We start from the raw sequence: 24,050 nt of genomic DNA on the forward strand, positions 1-24,050 counted from the left end.
GGGAGTGCAAGGGGAAATCGCCAGGGGCTGCGTGTTCATCCTGTGAGGGAGTTCACAGCAGGGCGGTTGCCATTTGCTAAGAATACGTTATTAATGCGCGGACGCAGCTCTTGCGTCCAAGTGCCCGTCGGCAGGGGAGAAACCGTGGGGCTCATCCCAAAAAGTCAGTCGCCACTCATTGGCGTCGACATCAGTTCGACTGCGGTAAAGCTTTTGCAGCTTTCCCGTAGCGGCAACCGTTTCCGTGTGGAACATTATGCCGTGGAACCATTGCCGCCCAACGCGGTGGTGGAGAAGAACATCGTTGAGGTGGAGGCCGTGGGAGAGGCCATCCGCCGGGCGATGAACCGTTCCGGCAGCAAGGCCAAGCTGGCCGCTGCAGCCGTGGCCGGTTCGGCGGTGATCACCAAGGTGATCCCGATGCCGGCCGAGCTCGACGAGAACGACATGGAAGCCCAGATCGAGCTGGAAGCGGTGAATTACATTCCGTATCCGATCGAAGAAGTGAACCTGGATTTCGAGGTGATCGGGGCGATCCCGAACAACCCGGAAATGGTCCAGGTGCTGCTGGCTGCCTCGCGTTCGGAAAACGTTGAACTGCGCCAGTCGGCACTGGAACTCGGTGGCCTGCAGGCCAAGGTGATGGACGTGGAGGCCTTCGCGGTCGAGAACGCCTTCGCCCTGGTCGCCAGCGAGCTGCCGGTGTCGTCCGAAGGCGTGGTCGCGCTGGTCGATATCGGCGCCACCATGACCACCCTCAATGTCCTGCGCGGCGGCCGCAGCCTGTACAGCCGCGAACAGGTGTTCGGCGGCAAGCAGCTGACCGACGAGATCATGCGCCGTTACGGCCTGAGCTACGAGGAAGCCGGTCTGGCCAAGCGCCAGGGCGGGTTGCCGGAAAGCTACGAGATGGAAGTGCTGGAGCCGTTCAAGGAGGCGACGGTCCAGCAGATCAGCCGCCTGCTGCAGTTCTTCTACGCCGGCAGCGAATTCAACCGGGTCGATCACATCGTGCTGGCTGGTGGTTGTGCCGCGCTGGCAGGCCTGCCGGAAATGGTCGAAGAACAGCTGGGCGTACCGACCGTGGTGGCCAACCCGCTGGCACAGATGACCCTGGGGCCGAAGGTGCAGGCGCACGCGCTGGCCCTGGATGCCCCCGCGCTGATGATCGCGACCGGTCTGGCGCTGAGGAGCTTTGACTGATGGCACGCATCAATCTATTGCCCTGGCGCGCCGAGCGGCGCAAGCAACGCCAGCGCGAGTTCTACGCCATGCTGGGCATGGCCGCCGTCGGTGGCCTGCTGCTGTCGCTGGCAATCTGGTTCTACTACGACCTGCAGGTCAGTGGCCAGAGTGATCGCAACGCGTATCTGCAGACCGAGATCGACAAGGTCAAGGAGCAGAACAAGGAGATCGACCGCCTTGACGCACAGAAGGATCGCCTGCTGGCACGCAAGGCGGTGATCGAGCAGCTGCAGGCCAAGCGTTCGCAGATGGTGCATCTGTTCGATGCGCTGGTGCGCACCATTCCCGATGGCGTGGTCCTGACGGCCCTGCAGCAGGAAGGTGACGTGCTGACCCTGGAAGGCCGTACCCAGTCCAATGCGCGCGTTTCGGCGTACATGCGCAACCTTGAAGTCTCCGGCTGGATGACCAATCCGGAACTGGCGATCATCGAGGCGCGTGAGCCGGACAAGGACAAGGAGGGCCGTGCGACCGGACCTGTGGCCGACATCAAGGCCCTGCCGTACGTGTTCAAGGTGAAGGTCAAGCTGCCCGCGCAGAGCGAGGAAGCGGCGACCACGCCGGGCCTGAACCCCGATGGCAGCGTGGCCGGCACCGCCGCCGCACCGGCCGTGGCACCGCTCAGTGCCGCACCGGACGCAGCCGCGCCGGCAGCACCGGTTGCAGCCTCCAATGGCACGGCGCCTGCCGCTGCGCCGGCGGGTAGTGCTGCGGCCGCGGCACCCGCTGCACCCGCACCGAACGCTCCGGCCAAGCCGGCACCGCCTGCAACCCCGGCCGCAACGCCGGCCCCGGCCAAGACCGAAGGCAGCCGCCTGGCGCAGCCGCCGCAGGCCTTCCATGCCCCGATGCAGGGGGATCGCGCATGAGCAAGAAAGTCGAGTTGAAGAACCTGGATTTCAACGATATCGGCAACTGGCCGCAGAAGGCCAAGGTGGTCTTCTGCGCGTTGCTGGCCGTGGTCATCATGTTCGTGGCCTGGATGCTGCTGATCAGCGGCAAGCGCGAGGAACTGGCCGGGCTGGAGACGCGCGAAAGCGAGCTGCGTGCCGAGTTCACCAAGGAACAGGAACGCGCAGTCAACCTGGAACCGTTGAAACAGCAGCTGGCACAGATGGAGCAGGTGCTGCAGCAGATGCTGCGCCAGCTGCCCAGCAAGACCGAAATGCCCGACCTGATCATCGACATCTCGCAGACCGCGCTGTCCAGCGGCCTGGCCAACGAGCTGTTCGAACCGGAGCAGGAGCAGATCAAGGAGTTCTACGCCGAGAAGCCGATCAAGCTGCGGATGGTGGGCAGTTACCACCAGTTCGGCGCCTTCGTCAGCGGCGTGGCCTCGTTGCCGCGGGTGGTGATCCTGACCATGCACGACATCAACCTCAAGCCCAAGGACAAGACCGGCGGCAGCATCCGTGCCGGTGCCCTGGAGCTGTCCGGTACCGTCAAGACCTACCGTTACCTTGACGAGTCCGAAGTGCAGGCCCAGCAGAGTGCTGATGCCGGCCAGGAGGACAAGAAGTGATGCGTACCTTGATCGCACGGGGTGGGATGGCGATGGTGGTGCTGCTGCTGGCCGCGTGCGGCCGTGGCGTGACCAGCACGCCCGGTGATGCACCCAATCTGGAAAAGTGGGTTGAAAGCGAGCGTGCGCGACCAGCGCAGCCGCTGGAGCCGCTGCCGGTGATGCAGCAGTTCGAGACCTTCGAGTATTCCGCGCAGGGCATGCGCGATCCGTTCACCGATGCCTGGACCAATCCACAGCAGGGGGCTGGTGGACTACGACCGGATCCGAACCGGCGCAAGGAGCCGATGGAAGGCTTCCCGCTGGACGCGCTGGACATGGTCGGCACCATCGGAACAGGCGCCGGCACCGTGGCGCTGGTGATGGGGCCGGACAAGGTGACCTACCGGGTGCGCCCGGGCGGTTACCTGGGGCAGAGCGACGGGCGGGTCACCGCGGTCTTCGAAGACCGCGTGGAGCTGATCGAACTGGTGCCGGATGGCGCGGGTGGCTGGCTGGAACGTCCAGCTACGCTCGCGCTGGAAGATCAATGATCGTTTACTGGGGATAGCACGATGACCTTTCACCAAGCCAAGGGGCTGCGTCCCATCCGGCGCTCTACCTTGAACCACATCAGCGCGCTGGGAGTCGCGTTGATGCTGGCCTGCGCTCCGGCACTGGCCGCCGTGCCGTCGGAAAAACCGACTGGCACGGCGCTGGCTGCCACGCCGGCCGCCGCACCGGCAGGCCTGTCGGTTGCGCGAATCGATTTCAAACGTGGCGATGACGGCGCCGGTCGCCTGATCCTGCAGTTCGACGGCCAGGGCGCACTGCCCGACCTGCGCAGCCAGGGCAACAGCGTGGTTGTCGATGTCGGCAATGCGCGCCTGCCGGCCAACCTGCAGAAGCCGATGAACGTCACCGACTTCGCCACCCCGGTGCAGCGCATCGATGCCAAGCCGTCCGGTGCGGGCACCCAGCTGGTGCTGAGCACCGGTGGACCGGTGGAGTCGCTGGCCTACCAGAGCGGCAACGAGTACGTGGTGGAGATCAGCCCGAAGCAGGCCCAGGCCGCCGTCGGTGCCGTCACCGCCGGCAGCGTGACCCAGGCCGCCAAGGGCCTGCCGCAGCGTGGCTACGCCGGCAAGCCGGTGACCTTCAACTTCCAGGACGTGCCGGTACGCACGGTGCTGCAGCTGATCGCTGAAGAGTCGAACCTGAACGTGGTGGCCTCCGATTCGGTGCAGGGCAACGTGACCCTGCGCCTGGTCAACGTGCCGTGGGACCAGGCGCTGGACATCGTGCTGCGTGCCAAGGGCCTGGACAAGCGTCGCGATGGCAGCGTGGTGTGGGTTGCGCCGCAGTCCGAACTGGCCAAGTTCGAGCAGGAAAAGGAAGACGCGCGCATCGCCATCGAGAACCGCGAGGATCTCGTCACCGACTACGTGCAGATCAACTACCACAGCGCAACGCAGATCTTCAAAGCGCTGACCGAGGCCAAGGGCATCGGTGGTGGCAGCGGCGGCGGCGGGCAGGGCAGCGGCGGTTCGGCATCGCAGGAGGAGAGTGGTTTCCTCTCGGCGCGTGGCCGCATCGTGGCCGATGAGCGCACCAACACCCTGATGATCAGCGACATTCCGAAGAAGATCGCGCGCATGCGCGAACTGATCAACGTGATCGATCGCCCGGTCGACCAGGTGCTGATCGAGAGCCGCATCGTCATCGCCACCGATACGTTCGCCCGCGAGCTGGGTGCCAAGTTCGGCATCAGCGGCAGCCGCGACAACGTGTACTTCAGCGGCAATCTGGAATCCAACCGCTTGACCCGCGAATCGCAGGTCAAGGCCCAGCAGGACAACGCCAAGGCCGAGCGCGACTGGGTTGCCGGTGGTCGCGTGGGTCCGCCGCCGGTGTCGGTCGGTTCGGCCATCACCCGCGGCCTGAACTGGAACCTGCCGGTCGCCTCGACCAGCAACCCCGGTTCGTTGGCACTGTCGATCCTCAACGCGGGCTATCTGCTGGACGTCGAACTGTCGGCCATGCAGGAAGAATCGCGTGGTGAAGTGATCTCCAACCCGCGCGTGGTTACCACCAACCAGCGCGAAGCACTGATCAAGCAGGGTAAGGAAATCGGTTACGTCACCATCAGTGGTGGTGGTGCCGGTGGTGCTGCGACGCCTAACGTGCAGTTCAAGGAAGTGGTGCTGGAGCTGAAGGTCACCCCGACCATCACCAACGACAACCGCGTCTTCCTCAACATGGCAGTGAAGAAGGACGAGGTTGAAAGCTACATCGTGCTGGATGGCTACGGCCAGGTACCCAACATCAACCGTCGCGAGGTCAACACCGCCGTGCTGGTGGAAGATGGCCAGACCGTGGTGATCGGTGGCGTGTACGAGTTCACCGACCGCAACAGTGTCAGCAAGGTGCCGTTCCTGGGCGATGTGCCGTTCCTCGGCAATCTGTTCAAGAAGCGCGGCCGCAACAAGGACAAGGCCGAACTGCTGGTGTTCGTGACCCCGAAGGTGCTGCGCGTCGCCCGCCAGAACTGAGCCTGCGCATCAGCGACATACGACCGGGGCCGCCACGTGCGGCCCCGCGTCGTTTGCATCACGTCGACAATCCCACGCCATGCGTGGATGGCTCCAGTAGATCCACGCCATGCGTGGATGGCTCCAGTAGATCCACGCCATGCGTGGATGGCTCCAGTAGATCCACGTCATGCGTGGATGCTGTTCAGCCATTCTTGATGCCACCCATCGCCGGCCCTGCGATGATGTGGGGAACCCGGGCCATCCTGCGCCGGTCAAAGGCCCCCATGAACCTGCCTCCGCCGATGCCCGATTCCATTTCCCCACCGCCTGCACCGACCGACTCGCGCCTGCACGCGGCCTTCAGCAACCTGCGCGATGCCCTGTCGGCCGAGATCGTCGGCCAGGCGGCGCTGGTCGAACGCCTGCTGATTGCCCTGCTGGCCGATGGCCACCTGCTGGTGGAAGGTGCACCGGGCCTGGCCAAGACCACGGCCATCCGCGCCCTGGCCGCACGCCTGGAAGCCGATTTCGCGCGCGTGCAGTTCACGCCCGACCTGCTGCCGGCCGATCTGACCGGCACCGAGATCTGGCGACCGCAGGAGGGCCGTTTCGAATTCGTGCCCGGACCGATCTTCCACCCCATTCTGCTGGCCGATGAAATCAACCGTGCCCCGGCCAAGGTGCAGTCCGCATTGCTGGAGGCCATGGGCGAGCGCCAGGTCACGGTCGGCCGCCATACCTATGCGCTGCCGGCGCTGTTCCTGGTGATGGCCACGCAGAATCCGATCGAGCAGGAAGGCACGTTCCCGCTGCCCGAAGCGCAGCTGGATCGTTTCCTGATGCACGTGCGCATCGGCTATCCCGACCAGGCCGCCGAATCGGAGATCCTGCGCCTGGCGCGGGAGCGTGCACGCGGCGCACTCGGTGAAGCGCCGCCGGCACCGCACAAACTGCCGATGCAGGATGTGTTCGATGCGCGCCGCGAAGTGCTGGAACTGCACATGGCGCCCGCATTGGAACGCTATCTGATCGAGCTGGTGCTGGCTTCGCGCGATCCCTCGCGTTATGACCCCGCGCTGGGGCGGCGCATCGCATGGGGCGCGAGCCCGCGTGGTTCGATCGCGCTGGAACGCTGCGCACGTGCGCGTGCGTGGCTGGCCGGTCGCGATTTCGTCACCCCGGATGATGTGCGTGCCGTCGCTGCCGACGTGCTGCGCCATCGCGTACTGCCCAGCTATGAAGCCACCGCCGAGGGCTGGGATGGCGAGCGTCTGGTGCAGGAGCTGCTGGCCCGGGTTCCGGCGCCCTGAGCTCGCGCATGACCGGTACCCCCAAGGAAACGGCCGCCACTGCCAGCGATGGCGATGGCCTGCGCCCGCAGCTGGCCGAACTGGTGGCATTGCGCCGATTGGCACAGCGACCACCGCCGCCGCGTAGGGGCCGTGCCGGCAGTGCCGGACAGGCGCCATCGCCGATGCGTGGACGCGGCATGGAGTACGCCGAATCACGCGAGTACGTGGCCGGCGATGATGCGCGCCACATCGACTGGCGCGTGACCGCCCGCACCGGACGCACTCACACCAAGCTGTTCCAGGCCGAGCGCGAGCGCGTTACGTTGATCGTTGCCGACACCTCGCCTGCGCTGTATTTCGGTACCCGGGTGCGCTTCAAGTCAGTGCAGGCCGCTCGCGCAGGTGCCGTCGCGGCCTGGTCCGCGCAGCGCCGCGGCGACCGTATCGGCGCGCTGCGTGGCAGCGAGCGCGAAGCGCCGGTTGCACCGGCCGGGGGCGCGCGCGGTGTGCTGCGCGTGCTCGATGCGCTCACCCGCTGGTACGCCCAGCCGCCGGCCGATGATCTGGGGCTGGAGCGCGCGCTGGACCACGCGGCGCGTGTGCTGCGCCCCGGCGCACGGATGCTGGTGCTGGCTGATCCGCAGCAGGCGATCCGCATCCCGCCAGCGCGCTGGGGTGCGCTGGCACAACACCATGACTTGAGCCTGCTGCTGCTGGTGGATCCACTGGAGCTGCAGCCGCCAAGCGCGCCCCTGCAGTTTCTTGCCGCGCAGCAACGCATCGGCCTGGATCTGCGCCGCAGTGATGTGCAGGCCCATTGGCAGGCACACTTCGTCGAACCCCTGCAGGCGCTTCGCCGGCAGCTCACCGCGCGCCGCGTGGATGTGCAGGTGCTGTCCACCGATGCGGCCAGCGATGCCTGGCTGGCGCCGGCACCAACCGAGGTGCCCGCATGAGTGCTCCGCTGCCGCTGCGCGATGTGCAGCTCCCGTCTGCTCCCTCCTGGTGGCCGCCGGCCCCCGGCTGGCTGATGGTGATGGCCGTGGTGCTGCTGGTGCTGGCGATCATCGCTGCGCTGGTTTGGCGACGTCGTCGCCGGCAACAGCGTTGGATGCGCGTGTTCGATCAGGAAATTTCCGCGGTGGCCGCTGGCCCTGCCGAGCTGGCCGCCATCGCCAGTCTGCTGCGGCGCGCAGCGCGACAGGCGCGACCGGGCAGCGAGGCCCTGCGCGATGACGCGTGGTGGCAATACGTGGATCCCAGGAACACCCTTCAACCCCCGCAGCGCAGCCTGCTGGCCGAAGGTGCCTACCGCCCGCACGTGGACGCCAGCGCACTGGCCGACATCCGCACGTGGGCACGGGCTCGCTACCTGACGCTGCTGCAGGAGCGGCGCCGATGAACGCGTTGGCAAGCTACTGGCCGTGGCCGGATCTGCAGCTGGCCTGGCCGCTGGCGCTGCTGGCGTTGCCGCTGCCGATCCTGATGTACGCGTGGAAGCGGCGTGCCGACCCGGGGGCCGCGTTGCGCGTGCCCTATGCCGTGACCGAACTGGAAGCACTCTCCGGCGGTGGCCGCATCGGTGTGTCGTGGTTGCGCAGCGCGCTGCTGTGGCTGGCCTGGCTCGCGTTGTGCGTGGCAATGGCGCGCCCGCAGCAGCTGGGCGAGCCAATCACCCCGCCGCAGGAAGGCCGGCAGATGATGCTGGCCATGGACGTATCGGGCAGCATGAGCGAGCCTGACATGGTGCTGGGTGCACGCCCCGTGGAGCGCCTGACCGCGGCCAAGGCGGTGCTGGCCGACTTCCTCGACCGCCGCGTGGGTGACCGCGTTGGCCTGCTGGTATTCGGCGATCGTGCATACACGCTTACGCCCTTGACCGCCGATCTTTCCAGTGTGCGCGACCAGCTGCGCGACAGCGTGGTGGGGCTGGCCGGACGCGAGACCGCCATTGGTGATGCCATCGCGCTGGCGGTCAAGCGCCTGCGCAACCAGCCCGAGGGCCAGCGCGTATTGATCCTGTTGACCGATGGCGTGAGCAACGCTGGCGTGCTGGAGCCATTGCGCGCGGCCGAGCTGGCGCGGGCCGAAGGCGTACGCGTGCACACGGTGGCCTTCGGCGGTGACGGCAGCCGCTTCTTTGGCATTACCGTGGCCGCTGACCGTGACCCGGTGGATGAGGCGACCCTGCGCAGGATTGCCGAGATGACCGGCGGTCGTTTCTTCCGCGCACGTGACACCGACCAGTTGGCTGGTATCTACGCCGAACTGGACCAGCTGGAACCGATCGCCGCGAAGGGACCGACCCTGCGCCCGCGCAGTGAGCGCTACGCGTGGCCGCTGGCGGTGGCCTTGTTGCTGGGCGCACTGGTCTGGGTCTGGCCGGAGCGTCGTCGATGAGTGCGTTGCTGCAGAAGCTGCCCGCGTTGAGCGCGTTGGACTGGCATGCACTGCATCTGCTGCGGCCGGAATGGCTGTGGGCGCTGCTGGCACTGCCGCTGATCCTGGCATTGGCGATGTACCGGCAACGGCGCAGCGATGCCTGGCGGCAGGCGGTCGACGCCCATCTGCTGTCGCATCTGCTGGCCGGCGAGGGACGTCGCCGCCTGCGCCTGCCGTGGGTGTTGATGCTGGGGTGGACGTTGGCTGTACTGGCAATGGCCGGCCCCAGCTGGCGACAGCAGGAACAACCGATGTACCAGGCCGGTGCGCCGCTGGTGGTCGTGCTGGATCTGTCCAGCCGGATCACCGCCACCGATCTGCCACCCTCGCGCCTGCTGCAGGCGCGCGCGAAGATCGGCGACCTGCTGCGCGCCCGCCAGGGCGGGCAGGTGGGTCTGGTGGTATACGCCGAAGAGGCCTATACGGTGGCGCCGTTGACCGACGACACCGCCAATGTGGCGCTGTACCTGGATGCGTTGGCGCCGGATGTGATGCCACGCGATGGCCAGCGTGCCGATCGCGGCATCGACTGGGCCGTACAGCTGCTGCGGCAGACGGGGGCTTTGCGTGGCCGCATCCTGTTGGTCAGCGACCAGGCCGACAGTGAAGCTGCGCTGGCCGCTGCACAGGCGCGCGGGCTCGGCCTGCAGGTATCGGTGCTCGGCCTGGGCACGCCGTCCGGTGCGGCCTACCGTGATGGTCGTGGCCAGATCGCGCAGGCGGCACTGGATGAAGGCAGCCTGCGCGCGGTGGCCACCGCTGGCGGAGGAAGCTATCAGCGCATTGCCAGCGATGATCGCGATCTGCAGGCGCTGGGCGTGCTTGATGCCAGCGACGGCAGCGCACTGCAGCGGCCCGGCCAGACCCGGCAATGGCAGGACGAAGGCTATTGGCTGTTGCCGCCGGTGATGTTGCTGGCGTTGCTGGCGTTCCGTCGCCGCGCCGTGCTGGCGGCTGTACTGGCTGTGGGGCTGTTGCCGTTGAGCGGGCAGCTGCAGGCGCAGCCGCGCACGCAGGCCGCCGCACAGGGGCCGGCAACCGGCACGCTGTGGGAACGCGCCGACCAGCGCGAGCACGCCCGCCTGGCCGCAGGCGTGCAGGCCTACCATCAGGGCGATTTCGATGCGGCGCGCAAGCAGTTTGAAGGCATCGACAGCGACGCGGGCTGGTACAACATGGGCAACGTGCTCGCGCGCCAGGGCGACTACGATGCTGCCATCGCCGCGTACGACAAGGCATTGTCGCTTCACCCGCAGATGGCCGACGCGGTGGCCAACCGTGCCGTGGTCGATGCCGCACGCAAGCGCAAGCAGTCCTCGAACGACAACCAGGGCCAGGGCAAGGGGCAACAGAAGCCGCAGCAGGGCCAGCAGAAGAACCCGCAAGGCCAGCAAGGCCAGCAGGGCAAGCAGGGCAAGCAGGGCCAGCAAGGCCAGCAAGGCCAGCAAGGCCAGCAAGGCCAGCAGGGCCAGCAGGGCCAGCAGGGCCAGCAGGGCCAGCAACCACCATCGCAGGGCCAGCAGAATCGCGGGTCTTCCGGTTCCGGCCAGCAGGACGCGGGGCAGGAGCCACCGAAAGCGGCCGACGCGCAGGCCCAGTCGCAGGCCGATGCTCAACAGCGCCAGCGCATGCAGCAGGCCATGCAGCAGGCGCGTGCAGGTGAGGCCGGCAAGGGCGCCGTACGCGGCAACGGCGGCACGCCACAACAGCGCGAGGAACAGCAGGCGGTAGAGGCCTGGATGCGCCGGGTGCCCGATGACCCGGGTGCGTTGCTTCGCACCAAGTTCCAGCTGGAAAACGAACGCAGGAAGAGGGAAGGACAATGAAGGGCGTGGTGATCAGGCAATGGCGGTGGTCACTGCCCGTGCTGCTGTTGCTGTGGCTGCCACTGGTGGCGCTGGCGCAGACGCGTGCGTGGCTGGAACAGGACAGCATCGCCGCCGGTGATGCAGTCACCCTGCACATTGAAACCGACCAGGGCGCGCCCGACTACGCACCGCTGAATACCGATTTCGCACTCAGCGCGCAGACCAGCAACCGCCAGGTACAGTGGAGCAACGGCGCGGTGCAGCAGCGCAATCTGTACACGGTTGAGCTCACCCCGCGTCGCACCGGCATGCTGCAGGTACCGTCGCTGCAGGTGGGCGCAGCGCGCACGGTGCCGCTGGCATTGCAGGTCAGTGAAGCAGTGGTCGCGACCGCGCAGGGCAATGCCGCCGCCTTCATCGAAACCGAAGTCGATGACCCGACCCCTTACGTGCAGCAGAGTGTGGGCGTGGTGGTGCGGCTGTACTTCGCCTCGCAGCTGGCCTCGGGCGAGCTGGTACTGGATACCCCCGATGGGGCGTCGCTGCAGCGGGTGGGTGAGGATCGCACCGATGTCCGCCAGGTCAATGGCCGCCGCTACAACGTGGTTGAACGTCGCTTCCTGCTGATCCCCGAGCGCAGCGGCGCGTTGCGCCTGCCCGGGGCACGATTCAGTGGGCGCAGCGCGGGTGGCTTCTTCGACGATTTCTTCGGCAATGGCGGCGACGGCGGCAACGGCCGCATGAATGCTGTCGGTGCCGAGCGCACGCTGCAGGTGCAGGCACAACCGGCGCAGGCGGTACAGCCATGGTTGCCGCTGCACGGCCTGCAGTTGCGCTATACCACCGCACCTTCCACGGCGCGTACCGGAGAGGCGGCCAGCGTGGTCGTGGAAGCGGTTGCCAACGGCGCCACACGGGCGCAGTTCACCGATCTGCCGGTGCCTGACCTGGGTGATGCTGCCCAGGTCTTCGCCGAACCGGCCCAGTACGAAGAGACCTTCACCGGCAGCACGCCACGGCTGAAGATCACCCGTCGCTACTCCGTGGTGCCGCGGCAGACCGGCCCGCTGCGCGTGCCCGGGCCGCAGGTGGCGTGGTGGAACGTGGACAGCGGCAGTGCGCAGCAGGCCAGCCTGCCGGATCTGCAGTTGAACGTCGCGGCCGGGCGGGCCGGCGCGCCGGCCGCGCAGCCGATCGATACCGACGCGGCGCTGCCCGACGACGCGGCCCCTGCGGTTGCGTCCGCGCTGGCGCCGACCTCCACCGCGACGCGTCCATGGGCGTGGATGGCGGCCGCCATCGGCCTGGCGCTGCTGTGGCTGTTGACCCTGGCCTGGGGCTGGCGCCGTGGCCGGCCCCCGGCGGCTCGCACCCAGCGGCCATCCCGTTCTGCGGACACGACGCCTCCGTCGCGCGGCAGCGTGGCCGAACTGCGCCGGGCCATCGATGGCGAGAGTTTCGACCAGGTGGAGGCACTGCTGTGCTCGATGGCCAGCGTGGAGCGGCTTGAGCAGGTGATCGAGCGGCTGGCCGATCCGGGCCAGCGGCAGGCCCTGCAGGCATTGCAGCAGGCCCGCTGGGGTGGGACGGGCGATGTCGCCGCGCTGCGCGCGCACCTGCGCGGGTGCTTCCGTGACGGACCGCACTGGTCGGCCGCCAGCGCTGCCGCCGACACTGGGTTGCCGCCGCTGTATCCGCCGCGGCAACCCTGAACCGGCGCGGCTTTCGCGCTTTGTTAGAGTAGATTCATTTTTCGAGGAAACCCGCGCATGACAGCAGCAGCTGCCGACAGGAAGAAGTTGCCCCTGCATTGGAAGATGGGCATCGGCTTTGCGATCGGCCTGGTCCTGGGACTGACCGTGCATGCCCTGGGCGGCAGCGTCGATGGTCTGCAGGCCGGTGCCAAGTGGGTAATGGACTACGTCACCACCCCGGCATCGGGCCTGTTCCTCAACCTGATCTTCATGCTGATCGTGCCGCTGATCTTCTCGGCGCTGATCATGGGTGTGTCGGAAATGGGCGATATCCGCGCCCTGGGCCGCATCGGCTGGAAGACCCTGGCCTACACCGTGCTGCTGTCCGGTATCGCTGTCGGTATCGGCCTTGTTCTGGTCAACCTGCTCAAGCCCGGTGCCGGTGTCGACCCGCAGGTGGCGGCGCTGATGCTCTCGGAGAATGCAGAGCGCAGCAAGGAGATCGTCGCTGGCATCCACGGCACCCCCAAGGGCATGGACATGCTGCTGTCGATCGTGCCGAGCAACGTGCTGCAGGCCGCTTCGGACAACGGCGCGATCCTGTCGCTGATGTTCTTTGCGCTGATGTTCGGCATCGGCATGGTGCTGACCGACGATGCCAAGGTGGCGCCGCTGCGCCGTGCCATCGAGGGCGTGTTTGAGATCTCGATGACCCTGATCAACCTGGTCATCCGCCTGGCGCCGTACGCGGTGGCCTGTTTCATGTTCAACCTGGCCGCCCTGTTCGGCTTCGAGCTGATCATCCGCCTGGGTGCCTACGTGGGCGTGGTGGTGCTGGCCCTGGGCCTGCACATGGTGGTGACCTACGGTGCGGCGGTGTGGCTGTCGGGGCGTTCGCCGCTGGCATTCTTCCGCCAGACCCAGGAAGCCACGGTGATGGCCTTCTCCACGGCATCCAGCAATGCCACCCTGCCGACCGCGCTGCGCGTGGCCGACCAGATGGGCCTGCCGCAGCGGGTGTCGCGCTTCGTGCTGACCGTGGGCGCTACCGCCAACCAGAACGGCACCGCGCTGTTCGAAGGCGTAACGGTGATCTTCCTGGCCCAGTTCTTCGGTGTGGACCTGAGCATCGGCCAGCAGGTGATGGTGATGGCGGTCTGCATTCTCGGCGGCATCGGTACGGCCGGCGTGCCGTCCGGCTCGCTGCCGGTGGTGGCGATGATCTGCGCGATGGTCGGCGTCAATCCGCTGGGCATCGGCCTGATCCTGGGCGTGAACCACTTCCTGGACATGTGCCGCACCGCGCTGAACGTGACCGGCGACCTGGCCCTGACCACTCTGGTGGCCAAGGGCGAGCCGGCCGACAGCCCGGCCGAGATCGCTGCGATGGCCGATCGGCGCGACTGACCTGCTGCGGGTAGTGCCGGGGGGCGGGGCGGGGCGCCCGCGGCGATACCCCACGCGAGGGAGTTTGTAGGGCCGGCGCCGGGCGGCCGCGGGGGGTGGGGGGCGACGGCCCGGCCCGGGCCGGTGGGGTGGGTCCCCGCCGGCCTGTGCTTCCTCATATATTAAAAAACAACATCAGACCGTTGCGCGCCCCCCCGCGCCCCCCCCCACTACCGCGGTTGGTGGCCTGACCCCGCCCGGCGACTATGGGACAATGGGCCGCCCGCAGTTCCGCGGCCGCCTCCCGATTCCGACAGAACCATGACGCAGCCTACCCGTCGCCAGTTGGCCAACGCCATCCGCTTCCTTGCCGCCGATGCGGTTGAAACCGCAAAGTCCGGCCACCCCGGTATGCCCATGGGCATGGCCGACATCGCCGAAGTCCTCTGGAACGACTACCACCGCCACAATCCGAACAACCCGCAGTGGTTCAACCGTGACCGCTTCGTGCTGTCCAACGGCCACGGCTCGATGCTGCAGTACGCGCTGCTGCACCTGAGCGGCTACGACCTGCCGATCGAGCAGCTGAAGCTGTTCCGCCAGCTGGGCAGCCACACCGCCGGTCACCCGGAGCGTCACGAGACGCCCGGCGTGGAAACCACCACCGGCCCGCTGGGCCAGGGGTTCGCCAATGCGGTCGGTTTTGCCTTGGCCGAGAAGCTGCTGGCACAGCGCTTCAACCGCCCGGAACTGGAAATCGTCGACCACCGCACCTGGGTGTTCATGGGCGATGGCTGCCTGATGGAAGGCATTTCCCACGAAGCCGCCTCGCTGGCCGGCACCTGGGGCCTGCACAAGCTGGTCTGCTTCTGGGATGACAACCACATCTCCATCGACGGCAACACCGAAGGCTGGTTCACCGACAACACCCCGGAACGTTTCGAGGCCTATGGCTGGAACGTGATCCGCGGCGTTGATGGCCACGACCCGGAAAGCATCAAGGCCGGTATCGAAGCGGCCCTGTCCCAGGACGGCAAGCCGACCCTGATCTGCTGCCGCACCACCATTGGTTTCGGCTCGCCGAACAAGGCCGGCAAGGAATCCAGCCACGGCGCACCGCTGGGCAAGGACGAACTGGAAGCCACCCGCAAGGCGCTGGACTGGAACTACGGCCCGTTCGAGATTCCCGAAGAGATCTACGCCGGCTGGCGTGCCGGCGGTACCGGCACCCTGCGCCAGGCCGAGTGGGAGCAGCAGTTCGACAAGTACGCCGCGCAGTACCCGGCCGAAGCCGCTGAGCTGACCCGTCGTTCGCACGGCGATCTGCCGGCCGACTTCGTCGCCAAGGCCGATGCCTACATCGCCCAGGTGGCTGCCGATGGCCAGACCATCGCCTCGCGCAAGGCTTCGCAGCTGGCCATTGAAGCCTTCGCGCCGCTGCTGCCGGAAATCGTGGGTGGCTCGGCCGATCTGGCACACTCGAACCTGACCCTGTGGAAGGGCAGCACGTCGGTCGCCACTGACGACGCCAACGCCAACTACGTGTACTACGGTGTGCGCGAGTTCGGCATGACCGCCATTGCCAACGGCCTGGCCCTGCACGGTGGCTTCATCCCGTTCGATGCCACCTTCCTGGTCTTCAGCGACTACGCCCGCAACGCCGTGCGCATGAGCGCGCTGATCCCGGCCCACGCCATCCACGTCTACACCCACGACTCGATCGGCCTGGGCGAAGACGGCCCGACCCACCAGCCGGTGGAACACCTGGCGTCGCTGCGCTACATCCCGAACAACGATGTGTGGCGCCCCTGCGATGCAGTCGAGTCGGCCGTGAGCTGGAAGGCTGCGATCACCCGCCAGGACGGCCCGAGCTGCCTGGTGTTCAGCCGCCAGAACCTGCCGCACCAGCCGCGCAACGCCGGGCAGATCGCACAGATCGAGCGCGGTGGCTACGTGCTGGCCGATGCCGCCGGCACCCCGGACGTGATCCTGATCGCCACCGGTTCGGAAGTCTCGCTGGCCACCGAAGCCAAGGCCCAGCTGGATGCCGCCGGCCTGAAGACCCGCGTGGTTTCGATGCCGTCCACCGACGTGTTCCTGCGTCAGGACGCGGCCTACCGTGAATCGGTGCTGCCCAATGCAGTGCGCAAGCGCGTGGCGATCGAAGCCGGCGTCACCGGTTTCTGGCGCCAGTTCGTCGGCCTGGATGGTGCGGTGATCGGTATCGACACCTTCGGTGCCTCGGCACCGGCCGACCAGCTGTACAAGCACTTCGGCATCACCACCGCGCACGTGGTGGAAGCGGCCAAGGCGCTGTAAGCAGCCTGGCAGCAGCAAGAAGGAAAGGCCGGCGCAAGCCGGCCTTTCTCGTTCACGCAACAGGAAACGTGCCAGCCGTAGATCCACGCCACGCGGGATGCAACGCTACAGCGCCTGGCGAACCTCCATCAACGCAAACCCCAGCAGGTTCAATCCCCGCCACTGTGCCGGGTTGTGCGCATCGGCGTGGTCCTGGGCCAGGCCGATGCCCCAGATGAAATCCACCGGGCTGGCTTCCACCAGCACCTGGCCGGCGGTGCTGCGCAGGTATTGGCCCAGTTCCGGGTTCTGGGTGAACTTGGCCCTGTTGCCTTCAACCACCAGTGCATAGCGCGCCTGCGCCCAGCGCGTTTCATCGAAGCCTTCGATCCTGCGGCCGAATGCCTTGACCTTGTTCGGCGTGGCGCTGGCAAGGATCTTTTCCAGCATGTCGGTGGCGCCAAACAGGCGCGCCTTGCCGGCCATCATGTAGTGCTCGGCAGTGGGGTAGTGCACGCCATCAATGTCGAAACCGGTGGCGTACCACTGGCTGAAACAGGAGGCAGACACACCGCTGCGTGGTGGCTGGTGGCCCCAGAAGCAAAGATAGCGCAGTGCTTCACCGTCGGCCTGGCGGCGCTGCAGGTCATGCAGGAATCGGGAATCGTCGTTCATCGCAACAGCATAGCGCGGCGGCAGCGTCCGCCTGGCTGCGATCACGCGCCGATGCGTTCCTTGACCAGTCGCGTGTGTTCGATCAGCGCACCTCCGAAATCATCCAGCGCGAAGCTGACCGGTTCGGCGTGCGCGTTCCAATGGGTGCAGGCACCCACTTCCAGCCCGCCGCTGACACTGAGCCCGAACCTGCGCCACTGCACGGTATCTCCCTCCACGACCTGTTCGGCCATCAGTACGGCGCAGTCGAAGTCCATATCGGAACTGCATACCAACAGGGGGACCAGCGTCGAAGTACCGTCTTCGGCGGGAATGATGCGCCGATTGGCCAGCGCGTCCTCGTCATCGTTGGACAGCCAGACCAGCGAAAGGGCGTGCCGTTCAAGTTCGGGTTGGCTCAGGTGCGTGGCCAACCACACCTCGATCGGTACGTCATCAATGGCCAGCCACGGACAGCTCGCGCTGGCGAAACATCCCTGATGGTTGATGGCGGTAATGCGGTGGTGCATGCGGCGTTCCGGTGGCGGCAGGTGACGATTGTGCCACCGGATGCGAGCGCCAGCGGCGCTGCTCGGCAACGTCCGCCAAGCATCGCCTCCCGCTCACTCGCAGCTGGAGCGTCCGGTCTTGTGGTTGATGGCGCCGCGGGCGATGAGCAGATTGGCCACCTCGGTAAAGCCACCTTCGCAGGCCCCGCTGAGTGGGCTGGCGTCGATCTTCGGCTGCGCGTTGACCGCCACGATGTCCAGGTCGGGATTGAACCGCAGGATGTACTTCACCACGTCGAGCCGGCCATCGACGGCGGCGACCATGAACCGCGTTTCCTGGTCGCTCTCGCGCGCGTTCCAGTCGGTCTCGTTTTTCAGCAGGCCATGCAGGTATTCCACCACCCGCACGTTGCCGCCCATCACCGCGGACTTCAGTGCGTTGTAGACATCGGCGCGATCGGTGGCGCGGATGTCGGCGCCCTGGCCGACCAGATAGCGGACGATGTCTTCGTAGCCGATGAATGCCGCCCAGCCCAGCGCGGTCTGGCCCAGCGATGCTTCGTCCTTGACTTCCAGGTTCTGCCCGCCTTCGACCATGGCCTGCACCCGCGGCAGGTTGCCCTGCTTGATGGCATCGAACCACGCCGCATCCGGCCCCACCGACGGCGCGCTGTAGAAGTTGCGGTGTCCCAGCAGCGCCGGGTTGGAGATCGTCTGCATCTGCTCGAGGCTGTAGCGGAAGGCCGTCAGATCGACAGCCGGCGCTGAGCTGGCCGGCAAGGACGAGAGTGCCAGCGCGCATGCGGCCAGCAGGGATCGGATCGACATGTGGATTCCGATGTCAGCAATGGAAGGACGCACAGCATCGTATGCTCGGGCGTGCGTGTAAGCCTTTGTAATACAACAAATTGTTTCGCCCGCATGCGCTGCTTGCGGGTGCCTTTTCAGACCGGTCCGATAGCCTCTGGAAAATGCCGGCGCGTGCGCCCGCCGGCGTCGCACGATCAGGCGGTGCGTGCCAGCGCCAGCCGCAGCAGCCGCGCGTTCAAGCGCTCTGCGAAGTCCTTCGGTGCCTGCAGGCCCATCCGCTGCAGGTACACGGCATCGCCGTCACCGGCAGGCTGCCAGAGTGCCGACCACACGGTCTGCAGCTTGCTGCCGCGCGTCTGCGTGTTGGCCTTCAGCCACCCCAGGGCTTTCACCAGAACCTGCTCCACCTCGGTGAAATCGCTGCCCAGCGGATAGTCGGGCAGGGTGCCATCGGCGCGGAACGCCGCCAGCGCGGCGGTCAGTGCCTGCGGCGTGTTGCGCAGTTGTCGCTGTGCGTCCGGCTGCAGGGTTGCCGCCATCTTGCGTGCGGCGAAGGCCTGCTGCAGCAGCCCACCCTGGAAGGGTGCTTCGGTGATCGCGGCCATCGCGTGCACGCAGTCATCGTCGGTCAGCCCGCGCAGGTCGGCGATGCCGTACTCGTTGAGGTAGATGTCACGCAGATGGCGCGGGATGGTGGTGTGCCCATAGTTCCAGCGCACGTTCGATTCGCGCTGGCCACGATCATCGCGTGCTGCACGGAACATCAGCACGCTGCGCGCTTCGGGCAACGCGTGCGCCATCGCCACGAAGTTGTACTGGCCGCCAACCCCGGAAACCACACGGCCATCCTCCAGCGCATCGGATACCGCTGCGCCCAGTGCGGTGGCCATCATGCACGAGTTGAAGAAGCGCGCATGCCGGCGCTGCAGCCGCTCCAGGGTTTCGTTGCCACCGTACAGCTGGTTGATCTCACTGATGCGGCGCATGCCGATCGCGCGGCATTCGTCTTCTGGCAGGGTGCGCAGCCATTCGTAGAATTCGGAGGAGCCGAGGTAGAAGGCACCATGCAGGTACTCGCCTTCGGCCTCCAGCGTGGCGTGGTCGATGGACAGCGTGCTGCCGTTCTCGATGCGTTGCATCAGCGCCAGATCGTCATGCACCTTGCGCTTGATCACGCCGGTCTGCACCAGGCGGCGGAAGCCCTCGTTGAGCATCTCGCTGCAGCCATACAGGCCGATCTCGAACGGATCCAGCCCGCCGACCTCCTGCACCAGCGGGTGGCGGGCCAGTTCGGGATCAAGCGCATTCAACACACGGCGATAGCGCGCGTTGTCGGTGTGGCGCAGCACCAGCGCGTGGCTGAGTGCATCGGCCAGGGTGCCGATGCCGATCTGCAGCGTGCCGCCGTCACGGACCAGGGTGCTGGCATACAGGCCGATGGCGTAGTCGGCGTCGGCAACCGGCTGCCGTGGCAGCCCGAACAACGCCGGGTACGGCGCCGGTGGGGTGATGACCAGATCGAAGAAGGACACGTCCACCGTTGCCGTGCCCCCCAGGTAGGGCAGCTGCGGATCGATCTCGGCCACCAGCAGGGGCCGCGGAAGGCCGCGCGCGGTCATCGCATCCAGCGTGTCCTGGGTGATGTCGTTGTTGCACGACAGCGAGAGTCGCCGATCATCCGGACGCATCGCGACCTTCTGCACGATCACCTGCGGCGCGCGCTGGGCCACCGCATCGGCGGCATGGGTGTAGTTGAGGCTGGTGTAGCTGGACTGTGCCTGCCGCGAGCCCAGCAGCGCGCCGGACTGCATGTAGAACTCTTCCACCTGCACGTGCGCCGGCAATGCATCGCGGGCGATCGCATCGGCATAGGCCAGGCGCGGGAAATCCTCGCCGAAATGGCGGGCTGCGAACGGCGCCATGAAGCGCGCCTCCAGGCCATCCCCTTTTGCCCGGGGCGGGTTGAGCGACAGTGCGGTGTACAGCTGCAGCGGGCGCGCAGGATCGTTTTCCACACGTGCATACAGCGCATTGAGCAGGCGATGTGGCTTGCCCAGCGCCAGCGGAGCGCCGATCCGCAGCGGCCCGTCCACGCGCGCGAACAACCAATCTACGGCGGCGTCGAGGTCGGTGAGGTGTTCGGTCATCCGGGGCGGTCCTGCTTGGGGGAGTGCTGGCATTACAGCATGTCGGGCTTGAACCGCCGTCGACGCGAGATTTCCGCGCCGGACACCATGAACCGGCCATCGCCGCGGTAGTGCACCGTGCGCGGCAGTTTTGGCCGTGGCGCCACGTGCGCGCGCACGATTTCCCAGATGAAAAGGTTGTTCGAATCGACCTGGCTGTCGTCGTGCAGGCGGCATTCGAAGCACGAATGGCATTGGCCGATCAGCGGAGCTCCCACCCTGCGGGCAGGCATCGCATCCAGCCCGAACCGGGCGAACTTGTCGACCTCGCGGCCACTGCAGTTGCCGATGTCCACCACCGTATCCAGCAGCTCGGCACCCGGCACGTTGATCACGCATTGGCCGCTGCCACGGGCCAGCGCGAAGCTGTGGTTGTCGTGCCAGAGGTAGGTGGCCAGCAGCGAGGGCGAGAATCCCATCACCATGTGCCAGCCCATCGTCATGATGTTGCGCTGGCCACGCCAGGCGGTGCTGACCAGCACGACCGGGCCGGGTTCGAGCAGGCGCCGGGCCTGCTCGACGGGGAAGTCCTTCTTGGGCAGCGGTTTCATGCAATGTCCGCAAGCGGAGGGCCTGATGCTGGCGCAGGTGCGATGAACCCGGGGTCGAGGGCCTTGACAGCGGGTTCGATTACGCGCGTAATCAAATCGTCGATTACGGATGTAAACCATGACCCCGATCAGCGAAGCCGAAGCTGTTGTGATGGAGGTGCTGTGGCAGCAGGCACCGCGTAGCGCCGACGAGGTGGTGGCCGCGCTGGCCCACCGTGACTGGGCCGAGCCGACCATCAAGACCCTGCTCAACCGCCTGCTGACCAAGGGCGCGATCACCGCCGAGCGCGAGGGCCGGCGCTATCTGTACCGGCCGCTGCTGCAGCGCCAGGCGTGGGTGCAGGCGCAGAGCCAGGAGTTCATCGGGCGCGTGTTCGAAGGGCGGGTCGCACCGCTGGTGGCGCATTTCAGCGAACGCGGGCAGTTGAGTGCGCAGGACATTGCCGAACTGAGGAAGCTGATCCAGGAGATGGATGATGAATGAGCTGCTCGATGGCCTGTGGCGGGCCAGCCTGTGGCTGGCCATTGGCGTGGTGGTGCTGGCGGTGCTGCGGCCTGTACTGGTGCGCCTTGGGGGCGTGGCGCTGGCCTACCGCAGCTGGTGGTTGCTGCCATTGCTGGGGGCATCGCTGCTGCTGCCGTTGCCGCAGGTAGCGCTTCTGCAGCATGTGCCGACGCTGCCGCTGAAAGTGGTGCCCGGCGCGGTCGACGGCATGGCCGGACAGTCGTTGCCGTGGGCCGGGCTGTTGCTGGCGGCGTGGGCGTTGGGCGCGGGCGTCTGTCTGCTGCGCGATCTGCGCGCACAACAGCGATTTGAACGTGGCATGGGACCGCTGCTGGCGCGTGCCGATGGAAGCTGGCAGGCCAGCGCTGATCCAGGGCTGCCGGCGCTGGTGGGCCTGTGGCGGCCGCGCATCGTGGTCGGCCCTGACTTCGACCGGCAGTTCAATGCGCAGGAGCAGGCGCTGATCCTGCAGCACGAGCACAGCCACCGACGCAACGGCGATCACTGGGCCAACGGGGCGCTGCTGCTGATGCGCGCGGTGTTCTGGTTCCACCCCCTGCTGTCATGGGCCGCACGCCGCTTCCTGCGCGAGCAGGAACTGGCCTGCGATGCCCGCACCATGGCTCCGCAGCCTGCACTGCGCGGCCTCTATGCCAGCACGCTGCTGAAGGCACAGCTGGCCCATCCGGTTGCGCCGGCGGTCTGCCATTGGCGCAGCCAACCCGTGTTGAAGGAGCGTATCGCCATGTTGAAGCAGTCCAAGCGGAAGGCATTGCCGTGGGTATCGGGCCAGGTGCTGGTGGTGGGGGTGTGCCTGGGCATGGCGGCGGTGGCGTGGGCCAGCCAGGGCGGTACGGTACGGGCGTCTTCAATCAGCGCCGAGCCGTACGAACATGCTGAAGACGATGCGGCCAAGGTCGGGCTGGACCGGCCGGTCGAGGTGGACAAGATGCCACCGCCGAGTTACCCGCCGAGCGCGATCGAGCAGAGTCAGACGGGCGTGGTGATGCTGCGTGTTGACATCGATGCACAGGGCGCAGTCAGTGATGTAAGGGTAGTGAGCGCAACCAATCCGGGGGTGTTTGAAGCGGTGTCGATAGCCGCAGCCCGGCGCTGGACCTATCGCCCGGCGCTGAAGAACGGCAAGCCGGTGGCGAGCGCTGTACGCATCCCGATCACCTTCGCCATGGATGAGGGCGAAGAGGTCACGGAGTCCGCCAGGTGATGCGCATCGCACTGCTGTTGGCAACGGTGATGGTGGCGGGCTGCGCCACCCAAGAACGGCTGACCACCGTCGATACCCGCAGTGAAAGTGTCGGCCATCAGCGCCTGCATGCGGAAGGGAAGGGCGGCAGTGGCCAGGTGCAGGCGTACACGCTGGGAGCGACCGAGGGTTATCGGATGCCGCAGCTGTATGCGGCGCCGGATCCGCAGATCGGTGATCGTGACCCGCGCACCGAGCTGGCGCCGACCACCATCTGCCTGCAGGTGGTGGTCGATGCCAGCGGCGCGGTGGAACGCAGCCTGCCGTTGACCGATCGCAGCGAATGCGCTGCAGGCGCGGCGAAAGAGAACGCACCGCTGTTGCGGGCTGCGCAGGAGGCGGTGGCGATGTGGAAGTACTCGCCCGCCGCGGTCTGCCACTTCGCCCCCGGCAAGGTGCCAAGCGACCGTGGCGACTGCGAAGGCGCCGAGCGCGTCGAACCCGTGCCGGTGAGCCTGCTGTATGCCTTTACCTTCGAGATCGTGAAGGGTCAGCATGTGGTGCGCACGCAGGGCAAATGACGCGGTGTCATTCCCCGCGCGATGAAGCGACCGTGGCGGGCCCTACGCCCCGCCCTGGATGTTGGCCTTCACCGCCGGCTGCATCAGTTTCGGTTCGGCCAACGTCGCATCACGGGCCTGGCGCACGCTGACAAATTCGGCTTCGGCCACGCCGTCATGCACGTGGATGTTGTGCGCGCGCTGTTCGCCGATGGTGGTTTCGTTGGCGAAATCGCGTCCGCCCGGGCCGTAGTCGTGGCAGACGAACACGCGGGTCGCATCGGGCAGCGCCAGCAGCCGCTGGATCGAGCAGTACAGCTGCGCGGCATCGCCGCCTGGAAAATCGCAACGTGCAGTGCCGCCATCGGGCATGAACAGGGAGTCGCCGGTGAACAGCGCATCGTCGATCAGGTAGGCGATGCTGTCGCTGGTATGGCCGGGCACTGCAATCACCTGGCCGCCCAGTTTGCCGAGTGCGAAGCGCTCGCCGTCGGTGAACAGGTGATCGAAGACGGCATGCTCCTCAGGCAGCTGCAGGCCATAACGTGGTGCGAACGTTGCCTGCACCGCGCGGATGCCTTCGCCGATGGCCAGTGTCGCGTGCGGGAACCGTTGCTTGAGCCGCCGCCCGGCCGATACGTGATCGGCGTGGGCGTGGGTTTCCAGCAGCCAGCGCACGTGCAGGTCCTGCTGCTGGATGGCATCCAGCAGCGCGCGCAGCGGTGATTCGCTGCTGGCGTCGGTATCCGGGTCGTAATCCAGTACCGGGTCGATCAGCGCCGCCTCGCCGCTGGCCGGGTCACTGACCAGGTAGCTGAAGGTGTTGCTGTCACGGTGGAAGAACGATTGCACCTGGACCGACATCGGAAAC

General features: G+C 66.9%; 22 protein-coding genes. 16 read left to right on the top strand and 6 right to left on the bottom strand.

Annotated elements, in window-relative coordinates; genetic code table 11:
* Positions 1–144: 144 nt before the first annotated feature.
* The 13 genes from ACVOLJ_RS09925 (at position 145) to tkt (ending at position 16,221) form a co-directional block, all read left to right on the top strand.
* A complete protein-coding gene (locus tag ACVOLJ_RS09925; RefSeq protein ID WP_475280194.1) occupies positions 145–1,203 on the top strand; it encodes a pilus assembly protein PilM in 1,059 nt (352 codons plus the stop codon).
* Entirely contained in the window at positions 1,203–2,114 is a 912-nt protein-coding gene (locus ACVOLJ_RS09930; RefSeq protein WP_475280193.1) for a PilN domain-containing protein, read from the top strand. The genes ACVOLJ_RS09925 and ACVOLJ_RS09930 overlap by 1 nt, the downstream gene beginning before the upstream one ends.
* A complete protein-coding gene (locus tag ACVOLJ_RS09935; protein WP_475280192.1) occupies positions 2,111–2,767 on the top strand; it encodes a type IV pilus inner membrane component PilO in 657 nt (218 codons plus the stop codon). The genes ACVOLJ_RS09930 and ACVOLJ_RS09935 overlap by 4 nt, the downstream gene beginning before the upstream one ends.
* A complete protein-coding gene (locus ACVOLJ_RS09940) occupies positions 2,767–3,300 on the top strand; it encodes a pilus assembly protein PilP (protein ID WP_475280191.1) in 534 nt (177 codons plus the stop codon). The genes ACVOLJ_RS09935 and ACVOLJ_RS09940 overlap by 1 nt, the downstream gene beginning before the upstream one ends.
* Positions 3,301–3,321: 21 nt before the next feature.
* A complete protein-coding gene (locus ACVOLJ_RS09945; RefSeq protein WP_475280190.1) occupies positions 3,322–5,298 on the top strand; it encodes a type IV pilus secretin PilQ in 1,977 nt (658 codons plus the stop codon).
* A 266-nt stretch (positions 5,299–5,564) separates the two neighbouring features.
* A complete protein-coding gene (locus tag ACVOLJ_RS09950; RefSeq protein WP_475280189.1) occupies positions 5,565–6,590 on the top strand; it encodes an AAA family ATPase in 1,026 nt (341 codons plus the stop codon).
* 8 nt (positions 6,591–6,598) lie between these two features.
* Positions 6,599–7,528 (top strand): DUF58 domain-containing protein, encoded by a 930-nt coding sequence (locus ACVOLJ_RS09955; protein WP_481564054.1) that lies wholly within the window; start codon positions 6,599–6,601, stop codon positions 7,526–7,528.
* Positions 7,525–7,974 carry a DUF4381 domain-containing protein gene (locus tag ACVOLJ_RS09960; protein ID WP_481564055.1) on the top strand — a complete coding sequence of 150 codons (450 nt, stop codon included), beginning with the start codon at positions 7,525–7,527 and terminating at the stop codon, positions 7,972–7,974. Before ACVOLJ_RS09955 ends, ACVOLJ_RS09960 begins: the two co-directional genes overlap by 4 nt.
* Complete coding sequence (locus ACVOLJ_RS09965; protein ID WP_475280185.1) at positions 7,971–8,972, top strand: vWA domain-containing protein; 1,002 nt, start codon at positions 7,971–7,973, stop codon at positions 8,970–8,972. Before ACVOLJ_RS09960 ends, ACVOLJ_RS09965 begins: the two co-directional genes overlap by 4 nt.
* A complete protein-coding gene (locus ACVOLJ_RS09970; protein ID WP_481564056.1) occupies positions 8,969–10,840 on the top strand; it encodes a tetratricopeptide repeat protein in 1,872 nt (623 codons plus the stop codon). Before ACVOLJ_RS09965 ends, ACVOLJ_RS09970 begins: the two co-directional genes overlap by 4 nt.
* Positions 10,837–12,534 (top strand): BatD family protein, encoded by a 1,698-nt coding sequence (locus ACVOLJ_RS09975; RefSeq protein ID WP_475280183.1) that lies wholly within the window; start codon positions 10,837–10,839, stop codon positions 12,532–12,534. Before ACVOLJ_RS09970 ends, ACVOLJ_RS09975 begins: the two co-directional genes overlap by 4 nt.
* Positions 12,535–12,591: 57 nt before the next feature.
* The gene (locus ACVOLJ_RS09980) at positions 12,592–13,923 is read left to right on the top strand and encodes a dicarboxylate/amino acid:cation symporter (RefSeq protein WP_481564057.1); all 1,332 of its coding nucleotides are present in this window, start codon (positions 12,592–12,594) and stop codon (positions 13,921–13,923) included.
* 300 nt (positions 13,924–14,223) lie between these two features.
* Positions 14,224–16,221 carry a transketolase gene (tkt, locus tag ACVOLJ_RS09985; protein WP_481564058.1) on the top strand — a complete coding sequence of 666 codons (1,998 nt, stop codon included), beginning with the start codon at positions 14,224–14,226 and terminating at the stop codon, positions 16,219–16,221.
* Between the two features lie 105 nt (positions 16,222–16,326).
* Here the strand turns inward: tkt and ACVOLJ_RS09990 are convergent, their stop codons facing one another.
* From ACVOLJ_RS09990 to ACVOLJ_RS10010, 5 genes are all read right to left on the bottom strand, one after another.
* Entirely contained in the window at positions 16,327–16,875 is a 549-nt protein-coding gene (locus tag ACVOLJ_RS09990; protein ID WP_481564059.1) for an NADAR family protein, read from the bottom strand.
* Positions 16,876–16,916: 41 nt separating this feature from the next.
* On the bottom strand, positions 16,917–17,384 hold the full coding sequence (locus tag ACVOLJ_RS09995; RefSeq protein WP_475280179.1) for a hypothetical protein: 468 nt from the start codon (positions 17,382–17,384) through the stop codon (positions 16,917–16,919).
* A 93-nt stretch (positions 17,385–17,477) separates the two neighbouring features.
* On the bottom strand, positions 17,478–18,191 hold the full coding sequence (locus tag ACVOLJ_RS10000) for an ankyrin repeat domain-containing protein (RefSeq protein WP_481564060.1): 714 nt from the start codon (positions 18,189–18,191) through the stop codon (positions 17,478–17,480).
* 176 nt (positions 18,192–18,367) lie between these two features.
* Positions 18,368–20,320, bottom strand: coding sequence for an acetyl-CoA hydrolase/transferase C-terminal domain-containing protein (locus ACVOLJ_RS10005; RefSeq protein ID WP_475280177.1), 1,953 nt, complete (start codon positions 20,318–20,320; stop codon positions 18,368–18,370).
* Between the two features lie 32 nt (positions 20,321–20,352).
* Positions 20,353–20,910, bottom strand: a complete 558-nt coding sequence (locus ACVOLJ_RS10010) for a flavin reductase family protein (RefSeq protein ID WP_475280176.1) — start codon at positions 20,908–20,910, stop codon at positions 20,353–20,355.
* Between the two features lie 118 nt (positions 20,911–21,028).
* On the opposite strand from ACVOLJ_RS10010, the gene ACVOLJ_RS10015 reads away from it, so the two are divergent.
* The 3 genes from ACVOLJ_RS10015 to ACVOLJ_RS10025 are packed head-to-tail and all read left to right on the top strand — an operon-like array spanning position 21,029 to position 23,200.
* On the top strand, positions 21,029–21,394 hold the full coding sequence (locus ACVOLJ_RS10015) for a BlaI/MecI/CopY family transcriptional regulator (protein WP_475280175.1): 366 nt from the start codon (positions 21,029–21,031) through the stop codon (positions 21,392–21,394).
* Positions 21,387–22,640, top strand: a complete 1,254-nt coding sequence (locus tag ACVOLJ_RS10020; protein WP_475280174.1) for a M56 family metallopeptidase — start codon at positions 21,387–21,389, stop codon at positions 22,638–22,640. The genes ACVOLJ_RS10015 and ACVOLJ_RS10020 overlap by 8 nt, the downstream gene beginning before the upstream one ends.
* A complete protein-coding gene (locus tag ACVOLJ_RS10025) occupies positions 22,640–23,200 on the top strand; it encodes a hypothetical protein (protein WP_475280173.1) in 561 nt (186 codons plus the stop codon). The genes ACVOLJ_RS10020 and ACVOLJ_RS10025 overlap by 1 nt, the downstream gene beginning before the upstream one ends.
* A 42-nt stretch (positions 23,201–23,242) precedes the next feature.
* On the opposite strand, the gene ACVOLJ_RS10030 is transcribed toward ACVOLJ_RS10025, so the two are convergent.
* Positions 23,243–24,043 (bottom strand): MBL fold metallo-hydrolase, encoded by an 801-nt coding sequence (locus ACVOLJ_RS10030; protein WP_475280172.1) that lies wholly within the window; start codon positions 24,041–24,043, stop codon positions 23,243–23,245.
* Positions 24,044–24,050: the final 7 nt, after the last annotated feature.

It is taken from the genome of Stenotrophomonas sp. STEN046, assembly GCF_056759755.1.

Bases quoted from the DNA above. Each gene is read 5' to 3' on its own strand.
- ACVOLJ_RS09930 (WP_475280193.1), top strand. From the start codon at position 1,203: ATGGCACGCATCAATCTATTGCCCTGGCGCGCCGAGCGGCGCAAGCAA.
- ACVOLJ_RS09935 (WP_475280192.1), top strand. From the start codon at position 2,111: ATGAGCAAGAAAGTCGAGTTGAAGAACCTGGATTTCAACGATATCGGC.
- ACVOLJ_RS09940 (WP_475280191.1), top strand. From the start codon at position 2,767: ATGCGTACCTTGATCGCACGGGGTGGGATGGCGATGGTGGTGCTGCTG.
- ACVOLJ_RS09945 (WP_475280190.1), top strand. From the start codon at position 3,322: ATGACCTTTCACCAAGCCAAGGGGCTGCGTCCCATCCGGCGCTCTACC.
- ACVOLJ_RS09950 (WP_475280189.1), top strand. From the start codon at position 5,565: ATGAACCTGCCTCCGCCGATGCCCGATTCCATTTCCCCACCGCCTGCA.
- ACVOLJ_RS09955 (WP_481564054.1), top strand. From the start codon at position 6,599: ATGACCGGTACCCCCAAGGAAACGGCCGCCACTGCCAGCGATGGCGAT.
- ACVOLJ_RS09960 (WP_481564055.1), top strand. From the start codon at position 7,525: ATGAGTGCTCCGCTGCCGCTGCGCGATGTGCAGCTCCCGTCTGCTCCC.
- ACVOLJ_RS09965 (WP_475280185.1), top strand. From the start codon at position 7,971: ATGAACGCGTTGGCAAGCTACTGGCCGTGGCCGGATCTGCAGCTGGCC.
- ACVOLJ_RS09970 (WP_481564056.1), top strand. From the start codon at position 8,969: ATGAGTGCGTTGCTGCAGAAGCTGCCCGCGTTGAGCGCGTTGGACTGG.
- ACVOLJ_RS09975 (WP_475280183.1), top strand. From the start codon at position 10,837: ATGAAGGGCGTGGTGATCAGGCAATGGCGGTGGTCACTGCCCGTGCTG.
- ACVOLJ_RS09980 (WP_481564057.1), top strand. From the start codon at position 12,592: ATGACAGCAGCAGCTGCCGACAGGAAGAAGTTGCCCCTGCATTGGAAG.
- tkt (WP_481564058.1), top strand. From the start codon at position 14,224: ATGACGCAGCCTACCCGTCGCCAGTTGGCCAACGCCATCCGCTTCCTT.
- ACVOLJ_RS09990 (WP_481564059.1), bottom strand. From the start codon at position 16,875: ATGAACGACGATTCCCGATTCCTGCATGACCTGCAGCGCCGCCAGGCC.
- ACVOLJ_RS09995 (WP_475280179.1), bottom strand. From the start codon at position 17,384: ATGCACCACCGCATTACCGCCATCAACCATCAGGGATGTTTCGCCAGC.
- ACVOLJ_RS10000 (WP_481564060.1), bottom strand. From the start codon at position 18,191: ATGTCGATCCGATCCCTGCTGGCCGCATGCGCGCTGGCACTCTCGTCC.
- ACVOLJ_RS10005 (WP_475280177.1), bottom strand. From the start codon at position 20,320: ATGACCGAACACCTCACCGACCTCGACGCCGCCGTAGATTGGTTGTTC.
- ACVOLJ_RS10010 (WP_475280176.1), bottom strand. From the start codon at position 20,910: ATGAAACCGCTGCCCAAGAAGGACTTCCCCGTCGAGCAGGCCCGGCGC.
- ACVOLJ_RS10015 (WP_475280175.1), top strand. From the start codon at position 21,029: ATGACCCCGATCAGCGAAGCCGAAGCTGTTGTGATGGAGGTGCTGTGG.
- ACVOLJ_RS10020 (WP_475280174.1), top strand. From the start codon at position 21,387: ATGAATGAGCTGCTCGATGGCCTGTGGCGGGCCAGCCTGTGGCTGGCC.
- ACVOLJ_RS10025 (WP_475280173.1), top strand. From the start codon at position 22,640: ATGCGCATCGCACTGCTGTTGGCAACGGTGATGGTGGCGGGCTGCGCC.
- ACVOLJ_RS10030 (WP_475280172.1), bottom strand. From the start codon at position 24,043: ATGTCGGTCCAGGTGCAATCGTTCTTCCACCGTGACAGCAACACCTTC.